Annotated in this window: 13 protein-coding genes; 12 read left to right on the top strand and 1 reads right to left on the bottom strand. The window is 43.5% G+C overall.

Going from position 1 to position 14228, the window contains the following annotated elements:
* Positions 1-36: 36 nt before the first annotated feature.
* The gene (locus ACEN9X_RS16520; protein WP_413666178.1) at positions 37-816 is read right to left on the bottom strand and encodes a Fic family protein; all 780 of its coding nucleotides are present in this window, start codon (positions 814-816) and stop codon (positions 37-39) included.
* A 165-nt stretch (positions 817-981) separates the two neighbouring features.
* On the opposite strand from ACEN9X_RS16520, the gene ACEN9X_RS16515 reads away from it, so the two are divergent.
* From ACEN9X_RS16515 to ACEN9X_RS16460, 12 genes are all read left to right on the top strand, one after another.
* Positions 982-1215 (top strand): hypothetical protein, encoded by a 234-nt coding sequence (locus tag ACEN9X_RS16515; RefSeq protein WP_413666177.1) that lies wholly within the window; start codon positions 982-984, stop codon positions 1213-1215.
* Positions 1216-1568: 353 nt separating this feature from the next.
* The gene (gene ilvD, locus ACEN9X_RS16510) at positions 1569-3275 is read left to right on the top strand and encodes a dihydroxy-acid dehydratase (protein ID WP_413666176.1); all 1707 of its coding nucleotides are present in this window, start codon (positions 1569-1571) and stop codon (positions 3273-3275) included.
* Between the two features lie 138 nt (positions 3276-3413).
* A complete protein-coding gene (gene ilvB / locus ACEN9X_RS16505) occupies positions 3414-5150 on the top strand; it encodes a biosynthetic-type acetolactate synthase large subunit (protein WP_413666175.1) in 1737 nt (578 codons plus the stop codon).
* A gap of 29 nt (positions 5151-5179) precedes the next feature.
* A complete protein-coding gene (gene ilvN / locus ACEN9X_RS16500; RefSeq protein WP_091213124.1) occupies positions 5180-5782 on the top strand; it encodes an acetolactate synthase small subunit in 603 nt (200 codons plus the stop codon).
* 237 nt (positions 5783-6019) lie between these two features.
* The gene (gene ilvC / locus ACEN9X_RS16495; protein ID WP_091213120.1) at positions 6020-7078 is read left to right on the top strand and encodes a ketol-acid reductoisomerase; all 1059 of its coding nucleotides are present in this window, start codon (positions 6020-6022) and stop codon (positions 7076-7078) included.
* A 196-nt stretch (positions 7079-7274) separates the two neighbouring features.
* Entirely contained in the window at positions 7275-8687 is a 1413-nt protein-coding gene (gene leuC / locus ACEN9X_RS16490) for a 3-isopropylmalate dehydratase large subunit (RefSeq protein ID WP_413666174.1), read from the top strand.
* Between the two features lie 113 nt (positions 8688-8800).
* A complete protein-coding gene (locus tag ACEN9X_RS16485; protein WP_413666173.1) occupies positions 8801-9211 on the top strand; it encodes a GxxExxY protein in 411 nt (136 codons plus the stop codon).
* A gap of 115 nt (positions 9212-9326) precedes the next feature.
* The gene (gene leuD, locus ACEN9X_RS16480; protein WP_413666172.1) at positions 9327-9917 is read left to right on the top strand and encodes a 3-isopropylmalate dehydratase small subunit; all 591 of its coding nucleotides are present in this window, start codon (positions 9327-9329) and stop codon (positions 9915-9917) included.
* A 113-nt stretch (positions 9918-10030) separates the two neighbouring features.
* Positions 10031-10831 (top strand): methyltransferase domain-containing protein, encoded by an 801-nt coding sequence (locus tag ACEN9X_RS16475; protein ID WP_413666171.1) that lies wholly within the window; start codon positions 10031-10033, stop codon positions 10829-10831.
* 60 nt (positions 10832-10891) lie between these two features.
* Positions 10892-11962 (top strand): 3-isopropylmalate dehydrogenase, encoded by a 1071-nt coding sequence (gene leuB / locus ACEN9X_RS16470; RefSeq protein ID WP_413671143.1) that lies wholly within the window; start codon positions 10892-10894, stop codon positions 11960-11962.
* A 126-nt stretch (positions 11963-12088) separates the two neighbouring features.
* On the top strand, positions 12089-12844 hold the full coding sequence (locus ACEN9X_RS16465; RefSeq protein ID WP_413666170.1) for a class I SAM-dependent methyltransferase: 756 nt from the start codon (positions 12089-12091) through the stop codon (positions 12842-12844).
* A 216-nt stretch (positions 12845-13060) separates the two neighbouring features.
* Positions 13061-14227 carry a 2-isopropylmalate synthase gene (locus ACEN9X_RS16460; protein ID WP_090530095.1) on the top strand — a complete coding sequence of 389 codons (1167 nt, stop codon included), beginning with the start codon at positions 13061-13063 and terminating at the stop codon, positions 14225-14227.
* The last annotated feature ends 1 nt before the right edge of the window (position 14228 follow it).

The following is a 14228-nucleotide window of genomic DNA, read 5'->3' as shown; positions in this document are numbered from 1 at the left end:
TCATTATCCGGGCGCTTTTTTTGTAGGGATATCTCTTTAAAACGATTGTGGCAACATTAATAAAAAAGGCAAAGCAGCTGAATAATCTAACAGATCATATTCAAGCCCAAGCAACCTGATGTTATGATAATACGTTTGGTGATGATCATAGTAATATTTTTCCGATTGCAGAAACCAGGCTTTCGTACCAAGCTTTTCGGCTATGAACCATTTTTCGAGTAAACGGGCGGTACGACCATTACCATCTTCAAAAGGATGGATCTTCACGAAGATCAGATGGATCATTGAAGCGAAAAAGAAAACTTCGGGGGTAGTTAGCTTAGCTTTTAATAGCAAATCAACATCATTAAAAAACAGTTCCAACTTTTGTTCAACCAAATCGGGGGCGCAGGCAACATATTCAATTTTGCCATCCGGTGTTATTACAAACATATTGCCGGTACGCAGTTTCCCTCTGCGGTCTTTTTGCAAGATATGTTTGGTAAGCAAGCTATGGGCTTCCTGAACTGACTGGTAGTTTAATTTGTTTATTTGAGCAAACTGATAAGCCTCGTAAAGATCATCTATCTTCTGCGTATAATCAGGCAAAAAATGTACTCCAAGCATTTTATGTTTCACAAACGAATCAAGCTCTATATTTTCACCTTCAATTTTTGAAGAGAAAACCGCTGAAACTGAAGTATAAAAACTAAAAGTATTTGTCGACAGAGCGCTATCTTCTAATTGCTCGAAGTCTTGAAGAAGTGCATGAGGTACCTGTTCCCGATATTCGTCCAGCAGGTCAATTGGTAATATTTCAAAAGGCAAATCCTTCATTGGATAGTGTAAAGATACAATCGCATCTTTATTATTTTTCTTATTTGGAAACATTTGAACTAATTACACCACAAACTAAAGTCATATTGAATCTACTATAAACAATTAAACCCTGTATTAAGTACTGTTATAATAGTTAGATTTGTACTTTCAGTGTGTAAAACCATGAAAATATTAACCATCCGGCAAAAATTAATGATCTACCTGGCAGATGCCGATGATAGCAAGATTGAGGCTGTTTATACACTTTTAGAAAAAGATATCCATGATAAAACTATCGTTAATCTCAGTAGAGAACAATTGGAAATATTGGACAACGAACGCAAGATCCATTTAAGTGGTCAAACAAAATCTTATACTCGCCGGGAGGCTAATCAAATCGTCAAAACCATGCGTTAAAACCTTAATGAAAATAAGGCTTCTTACCTTCACAACTACTAACTCCAACCGCCATTTCCTTCATTTCAGGCAGAAAATCGACAACTTACTATGCATGCATAAAAAACATACCGAATACCGTTTTGAACTTTGGTATATTTCATTAAAAATTTTATATCTTTATAAATAAATTTTACAAAATTAAATTTCAAATAAATAAAATAATTAAAATAAAATACTTATTTCAAAAAATCAGTGGCGACTATTGCTATTACCTGACGCGATGGCTACCTTACATATATTGATTTTCGATACCAAGTAAACCAGTATCATCAACAAAATTAAATACTAACACTGTCTACATATCTAATAAAATGAGTTCATCATCAGATACCACCAAGGCTATAGAATTGAACAAGTATAGCAAAACCTTTACCCAGGACCCAACGCAGCCTGCCGCACAGGCCATGCTTTACGGAATTGGCTTAACCGACGACGATATGCGCAAAGCACAGGTCGGCGTGGCCAGCATGGGTTATGATGGTAACACTTGTAACATGCACCTGAACGACCTGGCTAAACTGGTTAAACAAGGTATCTGGGATGAAGATATGGTAGGCCTGATATTCCACACCATTGGTGTAAGTGATGGCATGAGTAACGGTACCGAAGGTATGCGTTACTCATTGGTAAGCCGCGATATTATTGCCGATTCCATTGAGGCTGTTACCGGCGCTCAATATTATGATGGTTTAATTACCCTGCCTGGTTGCGATAAAAACATGCCTGGTTCGGTAATGGCCATGGGTCGCTTAAACCGTCCGTCGATCATGGTATACGGTGGTACTATCAAACCAGGCCACTGGAAAGGCGAAGACCTGAACATCGTATCGGCATTTGAAGCTTTAGGCAAAAAGATTGCCGGCCAGATTGATGATGTTGATTTCATGGGTGTTATTAAAAATGCCTGCCCAAGCGCGGGTGCCTGCGGTGGTATTTATACCGCTAATACTATGGCTGCCGCTATTGAAGCCTTGGGTATGAGCTTGCCATATTCATCATCAAACCCGGCATTAAGCGCCGAGAAAAAAGCAGAATGCCTTGCAGCAGGAAAAGCGATCAAGGTATTGTTAGAAAAAGATATCAAACCTTCAGACATCATGACCCGCGAGGCATTTGAAAATGCTATTGTTGTGATCATGGTACTGGGTGGCTCAACCAACGCGGTATTGCACCTGATTGCAATGGCTAAAAGCGTTGACGTAAAACTAACCCAGGATGATTTCCAGGCGGTAAGTAACCGTATCCCCGTACTGGCCGATATGAAACCAAGCGGTAAATACATGATGGAAGACCTGCACAACATTGGCGGCGTTCCGGCTGTAATGAAATATTGTTTGGAGCAAGGCTGGCTGCATGGCGATTGCCTTACAGTTACTGGTAAAACTATTGCCGAAAACCTGGCTGAAATACCTTCGTTGGAGTTTGAAACTCAAAAGATCATCAAACCTGTCGAAAACCCGATCAAAGCTACCGGTCACCTGCAAATCCTGTACGGAAACCTTGCTGAAGGCGGTAGTGTTGCCAAGATCACCGGTAAAGAAGGTGAGCGTTTCACCGGCCCCGCCCGTGTATTCGATGGCGAGTTTGAACTGATTGCCGGTATCCAGAGCGGCCGTGTTAAAAAAGGTGATGTTGTGGTGATCCGCAACGTAGGTCCTAAAGGCGCGCCGGGCATGCCGGAAATGCTGAAACCAACCTCGGCCATATTTGGTGCCGGTTTAGGTAGCTCAGTAGCGTTAATTACCGATGGACGCTTTAGTGGCGGTACACATGGCTTCGTCGTCGGTCACATCACACCCGAGGCTTACGACGGCGGGTTTATAGCGATGGTGAATGATGATGATATAATCGAGATTGATGCTGTTGCCAATACTATAAACGTTTCGCTGCCGCAAGAAGAAATAGCCGCACGCCGTGCCGCATGGCAAAAACCGGCGCTGAAGGTTACCAAGGGTGTGTTATATCGTTACGCTAAAAACGTAACTACCGCTGCCGAAGGCTGCGTTACCGACGAATAAGCAATGAACAAAATGGCGTATTATAAAAGCCATGAATAAAGTGAACATAAACTAAGCCCGTTCATTTTAGCAAATTAGAGACAGATAGAATAAATCAGTTTAGCACCAAAAAGTGCTATGAATATAAAAAATACAGGTATGGAAACTGCACAAGAAACCTTAACCGCGCCAGCCGCCACCGAAACCGTAAACGTTTCAGGATCGGTAGCATTATTGGAAGCATTGATAGCCGAAGGTACGGATACCATTTTTGGATATCCGGGCGGCGCCATCATGCCCATTTATGATGCTTTGTTTGATTACAATGACAAGCTGAACCACATATTGGTACGCCATGAACAAGGCGGCATTCACGCCGGCCAGGGCTATGCACGTACTTCGGGCAAAGTGGGCGTGGTATTTGCCACCAGTGGTCCGGGTGCCACTAACCTGGTAACCGGTTTGGCCGATGCCCAGATCGATAGTACTCCGTTGGTTTGTATTACCGGGCAGGTATTCGCGCACCTTTTAGGTACCGATGCTTTTCAGGAAACTGATGTGATCAACATTACCACCCCGGTTACCAAATGGAACTATCAAATAACTGATGCTACCGAAATCCCGGAAGTTATTGCCAAGGCATTTTACATTGCCCGCAGCGGCAGGCCCGGCCCGGTATTGATCGACATTACTAAAAACGCACAAATTCAGCTATTTGATTTTGCAGGCTATAAACCATGCGATCATATCCGCAGCTACAGGCCAAAACCAATCGTTCGCCCGCAATACATTCAGCAGGCTGCCGAATTGATCAATAGCGCTCAAAAACCATTCATCCTGTTTGGTCAGGGTGTTATTTTGGGCGGTGCTGAGCAGGAGTTTAAAGCTTTTGTTGAAAAAAGCGGTATCCCTGCAGCCTGGACAGTACTTGGTGCCGGCGCTATCCCTTCAGACCATCCGTTAAACGTAGGTATGTTGGGTATGCATGGCAACTACGGCCCTAACGTTTTAACTAACGAGTGTGATGTATTGATCGCGATAGGTATGCGTTTTGACGACCGTGTAACCGGTCGCTTGGATAAATATGCTAAACAAGCAAAAGTTGTTCATTTGGATATTGACCCGGCTGAGATCGACAAGAACGTAAAATCAACAGTACCGGTTTGGGGTGATTGCAAGGAAACCCTTCCATTGCTGACCAAAGCCATCGAAAAGAAAGAACATACTGAGTGGTTAGCTAAATTTAACGACTACACCCGCCAGGAAGTTGAAGCTGTTATTCATAACGAGCTTAATCCAACTACGCCTGAAATGACCATGGGCGAAGTAATTAAACAACTTAACGAGCTTACCAATGGGGACGCGGTTATCGTAACCGACGTAGGTCAGCACCAGATGGTGGCCTGTCGTTATGCCAAATTCAATAAAACACGCAGCAACGTTACCAGCGGCGGTTTGGGTACTATGGGCTTTGCATTGCCTGCGGCTATAGGCGCTAAATTTGGTGCTCAGGACCGTGAGGTTGTAGCTATCATTGGCGATGGCGGTTTCCAGATGACTTTACAAGAATTGGGTACCATAATGCAAAGCGGTATCGATGTAAAAATCATCATCCTTAATAACCGTTTCCTGGGCATGGTAAGGCAATGGCAGGAGCTTTTCAACCAACGTCGTTACTCGTTTGTTGATATCCAAAGCCCTAACTTTGTAACTTTGGCTTCAGCTTATGGTATCCCGGGCAAATCAATTGACAACCGTGATGATCTGCCTGCTGCTTTAAGCGAAATGCTGAACAACAAAGGATCATACCTGCTTGAAGTAATTGTTACCAAAGAGAATAACGTATTCCCGATGGTACCACAAGGATGCAGTGTAAGCGAGATCAGGTTAAAGTAAAAATCTCACCTACTTAAAAAATTTGAGTCATGAGCGAAGCAGAAAAAAAACAGGAGTTCAACATCACCATATATACCGAAAACCAAATTGGTTTATTAAGCAGGATAGCTATTATATTTACACGCCGTAAAATCAATATCGACAGCCTGAACACTTCTCCGTCGGAGATTGACAGTATTCACCGCTTTAATATTGTAATTAACGAATATGAAGAAGTAGTGCGCAAACTTACCCGCCAGATAGAAAAACAGGTTGAGGTGTTAAAAGCATATTATCACACCAACGAAGATGTGATTTGGCAGGAATTAGCGTTATATAAGGTATCAACCGATGTAATTGCCGAAAAGGTTAGCGTTGAGCGCTTATTACGCGAAAACGGTGCACGCGCGGTAGTGATCCGTAAGGACTACACCGTGTTTGAAACCACCGGTCACCGCGAGGAAACCGATAACCTGATCAACATATTACAACCTTATGGCCTGATAGAATTTGTACGCAGCGCCCGTGTTGCTATCATTAAGGATAGCGAAGGCTTTAACAGCAAACTGCGCGAGTTTGAAAGGCTTGAACCAGGCGAAGAGGTAATCGAAAACGAATACCTTAACCAGGGCGAAAAGGTGTTTACGATGTAATCCCGCCGACGGCGGAGAGATTAGTGATTGGAGAATAGAGATTAGTTGAGTTGGCTCTTGGTTAATAGATGATGGTTCATAGTCAGAAGGTCATAATCAACGCAATCAAACCGCATCAAGGGTCAAAATCGGTGTAATCATTAAATAATCGGTGTAATCAAGAAAAATAAATTACTCAATACAAATAAAATCGGTGAGATCACCACTAATCGGTGAAATCACAAAAATCAAAAAACAATGGCAAAACTAAATTTCGGCGGAACTGAAGAAAACGTAGTAACCCGCGAAGAGTTCCCTTTATCAAAAGCTCAGGAAGTATTAAAAGATGAAGTAGTAGCGGTAATTGGCTACGGTGTACAAGGTCCGGGCCAGGCCCTTAACCAAAAAGATAACGGTATCAACGTAATTGTTGGTCAGCGTAAAGGCACCAAAACATGGGATAAAGCTATCAGCGATGGTTTTGTACCGGGCGAAACCCTTTTTGAAATTGAAGAAGCTTTAGAAAAAGGAACTGTAATTTGCTACTTATTGAGCGATGCAGCCCAGATCGCGTTATGGCCAACTGTTAAAAAACACCTAACTCCAGGCAAAGCCCTTTATTTCTCTCATGGCTTTGGTATCACTTTCAACGAGCAAACAGGCATCGTGCCTCCTGCTGATGTTGACGTGTTCCTGGTTGCTCCTAAAGGTTCAGGCACTTCATTGCGCCGTATGTTCCTGCAAGGCCGTGGCTTAAACTCAAGCTACGCTATCTTCCAGGATGCTACAGGTAAAGCATTTGACCGTGTTATCGCTTTAGGTATCGCTGTAGGTAGCGGTTACTTATTCGAAACTAATTTCAAAAAAGAAGTATACAGCGATTTAACCGGCGAGCGTGGCACATTGATGGGTTGTGTTCAAGGTATCTTCGCTGCTCAATACGATGTATTACGTAGCCATGGTCACTCTCCGTCTGAAGCATTTAACGAAACTGTTGAAGAGCTTACCCAATCATTAATGCCGCTTGTTGCTGAAAACGGTATGGACTGGATGTACGCCAACTGTTCAACTACTGCTCAGCGTGGTGCGCTTGACTGGTGGAAAAAATTCCGTGACGCTACTAAACCGGTATTTGAAGAGCTTTACGAAAGCGTTGCAACTGGTAAAGAGTCTCAACGTTCTATCGATTCAAACAGCCAGCCGGATTACCGCGAAAAACTGGATGCCGAACTGAAAGAATTACGCGAAAGCGAATTATGGCAAGCAGGCAAAACCGTACGCAGCTTACGTCCTGAAAACCAGGTTGTAGAAGCTTAGTATTAGTGGCAGTAGCAGTTTTTAGTGGCAGTTAAGCCGCTGTGATTGCTACTGCCTACTTTTAATATATTAGTGGCAGTAGCAGTTTAAAGGAGCAGTAAAACACTGCAACTGCCGCTGCTACTGCCACTTAAAACTAAGGGCAAGCAGCAAATCAAAAACTGCAACTGCTACTGCCACTTAAAACTATAATAAAATGGGACAAACATTATTTGATAAGATCTGGGATGCGCACGTCGTCAGCAGCAGCGAGGGGTTCCCGGATATTTTGTACATCGATACACATTTCATTCACGAGGTAACCAGTCCGCAGGCATTTGATGGTTTGCGTCAGAGAGGCTTACCCGTTTTCAGGCCAAAACAAACTGTGGCCACCGCCGATCATAACGTTCCAACTATTGATCAGCACTTACCCATTAAAGAAGAACTTTCACGCTACCAGGTAGATATGCTCACCAAAAACTGCAAAGAGTTTGGTGTTGAGCTATATGGCTTAGGCCACCCGTACCAGGGTATCGTTCACGTTATAGGCCCCGAACTGGGCATCACCCGTCCGGGTGGTACTTATGTTTGCGGCGACAGTCATACTTCAACCCACGGCGCTTTTGGTGCCATTGCCTTTGGTATTGGTACATCGCAGGTTGAGCAGGTGTTGGCTACACAATGTTTACTTCAGTCGCGCCCAAAACGCATGAAAATTGAAGTGAATGGTAAACTACAAAAAGGCGTTGGTGCCAAAGATATTATCCTTTACATCATATCGCAGATCTCGGCTGCCGGTGGTACCGGTTATGCTGTCGAATATGCCGGCGATACCATCCGCTCACTGAGCATGGAGGGCCGCATGACCATCTGTAATATGAGCATCGAAATGGGTGCCCGTTGCGGACTGATAGCGCCCGACGAAACAACTATTGAATACGTAAAAGGCCGCGAGTTTGCCCCTAAAGGCGAAGACTGGGATAAGGCCGTAGCTTACTGGAAAACTTTATACTCTGATGCTGATGCAGCTTTTGATGAAGTATTATCCTTTAAAGCCGAAGATATTGAGCCGATGATCACCTACGGAACAAATCCGGGTATGGGCATCGGTGTTACACAACACGTTCCTGAAACTGCTTCGTTTGAAGCAAAAGAGCAGGGATCATATAAAAAAGCCCTTGATTACATGGGCCTGCACGATGATGAAACACTATTGGGCAAACCAATTGATTACGTATTCATCGGCAGCTGTACCAACTCGCGCATTGAAGACCTTCGCCAGGTAGCCGAGTTCGTAAAAGGCAAACACAAAGCCGATAATGTTACCGTATGGGTAGTTCCCGGCTCAAAACAAGTACAGCAGCAAGCCATTGCCGAAGGCCTCGACAAGATATTTAACGAAGCCGGCTTCCCGCTCCGCGAACCGGGTTGCAGCGCATGCCTTGGCATGAACGAGGACAAGATACCTGCAGGCAAGTACTGCGTATCGACCTCAAACCGCAACTTTGAAGGAAGACAAGGACCTAACTCACGTACGTTCCTTGCAAGCCCGCTTACTGCGGCAGCAAGTGCAATTACAGGTGTGGTTACAGATATCAGGGAATTTCTCGCTGAGGAGGTTGTCTGAACCGGAATTAAACGAATTTGTTGAATTACACGAATTTTAGAATTTTTTGAATTTGCTTTTGAAATTCGCGTAATTCTTTAATTCGACAAATTCAAGCTCAGAAAAGATGATAAATGGATACTGTAAAGAAAACGCCCACAGAATTTAAAGACTGCTCAAGTAAAATTATAGGTTGCGCTATGAGGGTTCATTCAGTTTTAGGGAATGGTTTTCAGGAGGCGATTTATCAGAGAGCGTTAGAACTTGAAATGGCCCATGAAGGTTTAGGGTTTGTAAGAGAAATGGAGATGCCGATCTTTTACAGAAACGAGCAGATTGGCACGCGACGGGTTGATTTCTTTGTTGAGGGAGAAATAATGGTTGAACTGAAAGCGATTATATTTTTGGAGGATGTTCACCTCGCCCAAGGCATTAATTACCTCGAAGCATACAATATAAAAACCGGGTTGCTCATTAATTTTGGAAGTAAGAGCCTCCAGTTTAAACGACTATTGAATAAGAAGTATAATCCGGATAATGTTTGAACCGGGATTGAACGAATTAAGGAATGATCAGGCTTAAAACCTGATTCAAAAAAATTCTAAAATTCGTGTAATTCAAAAAATTCGACAAATTCCGGTTCAGAAAAAAGAAAACAAAATGGCAACTAAAATATTTAAACACGTCCAAACCAGCATAGTGCCTTTGCCTATCGAAAACATCGATACCGACCAGATCATTCCTGCAAGGTTTTTGAAGGCTACTACCCGCGACGGTTTTGGTAATAACTTATTCCGCGACTGGCGTTTTGATGGCGATGATAATCCCAAACAGGATTTCGTACTTAATAACCCAACCTTCAGCGGTAAAGTGCTTGTAGCCGGTAAAAACTTTGGCTGCGGCAGTAGCCGTGAGCACGCTGCATGGGCTATATCTGATTATGGTTTCGACGCGGTAGTGAGCAGCTTTTTCGCCGATATTTTTAAAGGCAACGCGCTTAACAATGGTTTATTACCAGTACAGGTGAGCGAAGATTTTTTGAAAAAGATCTTTGATGCTGTTTATGCCGATCATAAAGCCGAGGTAGAGATTGATCTGGAAAACCAGACCATCACCATCTCTTCAACCGGCGAAAAAGAAAGCTTCGAGATCAACCCGTACAAAAAAGCCTGCCTGATAAACGGCTACGATGATATCGACTATATTCTGAGCCAAAAAGGTAAGATAGAGGAGTTTGAGGAAGCTCGTTAAGGTTAAAGGCTAAAGGTCAAAAAAAATGACTCAACGACCTGATGGCAGCAAAGCTAAAATGACCTGCAAAGAAATGACCTAATGACAGCGCAGCTAAATGACAGAGTAACGTAATGACAACAACAAACAAGCATATTCAAAGAGAAGGTAAAGGTACTGCCAAATTATTCGACGAACGGAGTTTAGCGAATGACTATGCAACCCTTGCCCCCCTGCTCAGGCCGGGCCTGAAGGTGCTGGATGTTGGTTGTGGTACCGGCGCTATCTCTAAAGATATTGCCGCATTGGTTGGTGAAAGCGGTCATGTTACGGGCATTGATAACACCGAATATTTTATCCAGAGTGGTAAGGAAACTTACGCTTCGGTTCAAAATATGGATCTGATCTATCATGATCTGTTCAGCTTTGAGCCGGAAGAAAAGTACGACCTTATTGTTTCGGCAAGGGTATTACAGTGGTTGAGCAATCCGGTTGAGGCTTTAAAGAAAATGTATTCGTTGTTAAAACCAGGTGGTACAGTATCCATTTTGGATTATAACCACGAGGCTTTACAATGGCAACCGCAACCACCGGCAAGCATGCAGCGCTTTTATGCTACCTTTTTAAGGTGGAGGGGCGACGCCGGCATGAACAACCACGTTGCTGAAGACCTGCCGAAATATTTGCAGGAAGCCGGCTTTACCAATATCGAAACATTTGATGCCGATGAAGTTTACCAGAAAGGCGACTATAACTTTGTAAACAAAGCGGGCATCTGGGCAAAAGTAGCTCAGTCAAAGCAAATGGTTGAGGAAGGCTATATTGACGATGAATCGCGTTTGCTTGCTATTGATGAGTACACCAACTGGGTAGAAAATGAAGCCCAGCAAATGGTGATGAAACTAAAAGAAGTAAGAGGAATTAAACAGGCATAAGTCCTGAAATTATTAACCATAAAATAAAAATCCCCCTTTAGGGGGTTTGGGGGCATGGGAATTAAAAAACACATATTAGTAATACCCGGCGACGGGATAGGCCCCGAGGTTACCACCTGGGGTAAAGCAGTTTTAGAAAAAATTGGTCAGGATTTTGGCCACGAATTTACGTTCGACGAAGCCCTTATGGGCCACGCGGGCATCGAGGCAACCGGCAACCCGCTGCCTGATGAAACCCTGGCTAAAGCTAAAGCAAGCGACGCTATCCTGTTTGGCGCTATCGGTCACATCAAATATGATAATGATCCATCGGCCAAAGTACGTCCGGAGCAGGGATTATTAAAGATCCGTAAAGAGCTTGGTTTATATGCCAACCTGCGCCCTATTATGTTGTTTGATGAGCTTTTGGATGCATCAAGTCTTAAGCCCGAAATATTGAAAGGCACTGATATTCTTTTCTTCCGCGAATTAACCGGCGACGTTTATTTCGGCGAGAAAAAACGCAGTGAAGACCGTAATACCGCGTCCGACCTGATGATCTATTCACGTTACGAAGTTGAGCGTATCGCTATCAAAGCTTATGAGGCAGCTCGCGTACGTGGTAAAAGGTTATGCTCGGTTGATAAAGCTAACGTACTGGAAGCTTCACGCTTATGGCGCGAGGTGGTACAGGAAATTGCCAAACAATACCCTGACGTTGAAACTGAACATATGTTTATCGACAACGCGGCTATGCAGCTGGTTAAAAATCCTAAAAAGTTTGATGTGGTACTAACAGCTAATCTTTTTGGTGATATCCTTACCGACGAAGCATCGCAAATTGCAGGCTCGATGGGTATGCTTGCTTCGGCTTCGGTAGGTGATGGAACAGGATTTTTTGAGCCTATCCATGGTTCGGCGCATGATATTGCCGGCCAGGATAAAGCTAACCCATTAGCTTCTATCCTATCTGTTGCCCTGATGCTTGAAATAAGCTTCGGCCTTAAAGAAGAAGCTAAAAAGATAACGGATGCAATTGATAAAACGCTTAAAGACGGTTACCGCACCGGCGATATTGCTGATGCTAATACCGACAAAGCAAAAATTTTAGGCACAATGGCTATGGGCCAAAAAGTGCTTGAATATTTATAGGTAGAGATTAGAGACCGGAGATTAGAGATCAGGCAAAAAATCGGTGTAATCATCAATCAATCGGTGAAATCTCAACAAAAAAAGAATCGGTGTAATCAAAAAATCATCGGTGTAATCTAAGAAAACATGAAATGGAACGCTGATTTATACGACCAAAAGCATGCCTTTGTATTTAAATACGGAGAAGATGTGCTTGAGTTTTTGGATGTGAAACCAGGTGAGCGCATCCTTGACCTGGGTTGCGGCACAGGCCATTTAACTAAACTAATACAGGATAAAGGCGCCATCGTAAAAGGCACCGATTATTCGCCCGAAATGATAGCTCAGGCCAAACAGCTTTACCCTGATGTTGATTTTGCGGTAGAGAATGCGGCTGATTTTCACACCACAGAAAAGTATGATGCCGTGTTTTCAAATGCGGCCCTGCATTGGGTGCTTGATGCCAACGGTGCTATTCACAGCGTAGCCAACAGCCTTAAAAAAGGAGGCCGGTTTGTTGCCGAAATGGGCGGCAAGGATAATGTTGAACGTTTGATTGAGGCTACCAAACTGGTGCTGCATAATCATGGTTACAATGAAAATGCCGACGCTAAAATATGGTATTTCCCTTCAGTTGGCGAGTATGCTACCAAACTGGAAGAGCATGGTTTCAGAGTGACCTATATGATTCATTATGATCGCAGAACCGAGCTGCAGGATGGCGAACAAGGTGTTGCCAAATGGATTACTATGTTTGGTGCACAATTTTTAGAAGGCATCCCCGAGGATGAGAAAGAACAGATCCTGGCCGAGATCACCAAAAAGCTTGAACCTTTTTATAATGATAACGGCCAATGGTATGCTGATTACAAAAGGTTAAGATTTGTTGCCATTAAAAAGTAGATATGAGACGTGAGATTTGAGATATGAGATTTTTTCTCTAACTTGAATATCCACTTCTTCAAAGAGATATGAGAAGTGAGATTTGAGACATGAGATTTCTTTATATCTCAACTTATACCTCTAACAAAAAATAAAAGAAACAAAAAATAACAATATAGATGATTAGACATGAGTCTCAAATCTCATATCTAACATCTCAAATCTAAATAAAACGATATGTTACACGATCCCAACCGCGTTTATGTTTTTGATACCACGCTCCGCGATGGCGAGCAGGTACCGGGTTGCCAGTTAACAACCCCCGAAAAGATTGAGATAGCTAAGGAACTGGAACTACTGGGCGTGGATATTATTGAAGCAGGTTTCCCGGTTTCAAGTCCGGGCGACTTCCAAAGCGTTGTTGAAATTTCAAAAGCCGTTAAAGAGCCTACCGTTTGCGCGCTTACCCGCGCCAACAAAGGTGATATTGACGCTGCTGTGGCATCTCTGCAATATGCCAAACGTCCAAGGATCCATACCGGTATCGGTTCGTCTGACATGCACATCAAGCATAAATTCAACAGCACCCGCGAAGAGATCTTAGAGCGCGCTGTTGAAGCCGTTAAATACGCAAAAAAATCGGTTGAGGATATCGAGTTTTACGCCGAAGATGCAGGCAGGGCCGATGTGGTTTATTTGGCGCAAATGGTTGAGGCTGTTATCGCCGCCGGCGCAACTGTGGTGAACATTCCGGATACTAACGGTTATTGCTTACCAGACCAATACGGTGCTAAGATCAAGTTTTTGAAAGAAAACGTTAAAAATATTGATAAAGCTATCATTTCGGTACATTGCCATAATGATCTTGGTTTGGCTACTGCCAATTCAATAGCCGGTTTACAAAATGGTGCCCGTCAGATTGAAGGTACCATCAATGGTATCGGCGAGCGCGCAGGTAATACCTCTATAGAAGAAGTGGTGATGATCCTGAAAACGCACCATACCCTGGGCCTGCATACCAATATCGACTCTAAACGGTTCTATGAATTGAGCCAGATGATCCGTACGCAAATGCGGATGCCGGTACAGCCTAACAAAGCTATTGTAGGTGCCAATGCCTTTGCCCACAGCTCAGGTATTCACCAGGACGGCTTCCTGAAAATGCGTGAAAACTACGAAATAATTCGCCCTGAAGATGTAGGCTTTCCGAGCGCCACAATAGTGCTAACCGCGCGCAGCGGCAGGCATGCTCTGAAATTCCATCTGGAGCGTTTAGGATATACGCTGGATAAGGAAGAACTTGCTTTTGTTTACAATAACTTTTTAACGCTTGCCGATAGTAAGCTTGACATAAATGACCAGGATTTGCAAGGCCTTATGGCGCACCGACTGGTAAAAAATTAAC

The organism is Mucilaginibacter sp. Mucisp86 (genome assembly GCF_047324315.1).
In the GTDB taxonomy this organism is placed as follows: domain Bacteria; phylum Bacteroidota; class Bacteroidia; order Sphingobacteriales; family Sphingobacteriaceae; genus Mucilaginibacter.
Note: the sequence above shows the minus strand (reverse complement) of the source record. Positions and strands in the feature narration are given on the sequence as shown.

Coding starts and splice junctions, on each gene's coding strand:
- ACEN9X_RS16520 (WP_413666178.1), bottom strand. CDS start 816: ATGAAGGATTTGCCTTTTGAAATATTACCAATTGACCTGCTGGACGAA.
- ACEN9X_RS16515 (WP_413666177.1), top strand. CDS start 982: ATGAAAATATTAACCATCCGGCAAAAATTAATGATCTACCTGGCAGAT.
- ilvD (WP_413666176.1), top strand. CDS start 1,569: ATGAGTTCATCATCAGATACCACCAAGGCTATAGAATTGAACAAGTAT.
- ilvB (WP_413666175.1), top strand. CDS start 3,414: ATGGAAACTGCACAAGAAACCTTAACCGCGCCAGCCGCCACCGAAACC.
- ilvN (WP_091213124.1), top strand. CDS start 5,180: ATGAGCGAAGCAGAAAAAAAACAGGAGTTCAACATCACCATATATACC.
- ilvC (WP_091213120.1), top strand. CDS start 6,020: ATGGCAAAACTAAATTTCGGCGGAACTGAAGAAAACGTAGTAACCCGC.
- leuC (WP_413666174.1), top strand. CDS start 7,275: ATGGGACAAACATTATTTGATAAGATCTGGGATGCGCACGTCGTCAGC.
- ACEN9X_RS16485 (WP_413666173.1), top strand. CDS start 8,801: ATGGATACTGTAAAGAAAACGCCCACAGAATTTAAAGACTGCTCAAGT.
- leuD (WP_413666172.1), top strand. CDS start 9,327: ATGGCAACTAAAATATTTAAACACGTCCAAACCAGCATAGTGCCTTTG.
- ACEN9X_RS16475 (WP_413666171.1), top strand. CDS start 10,031: ATGACAACAACAAACAAGCATATTCAAAGAGAAGGTAAAGGTACTGCC.
- ACEN9X_RS16465 (WP_413666170.1), top strand. CDS start 12,089: ATGAAATGGAACGCTGATTTATACGACCAAAAGCATGCCTTTGTATTT.
- ACEN9X_RS16460 (WP_090530095.1), top strand. CDS start 13,061: ATGTTACACGATCCCAACCGCGTTTATGTTTTTGATACCACGCTCCGC.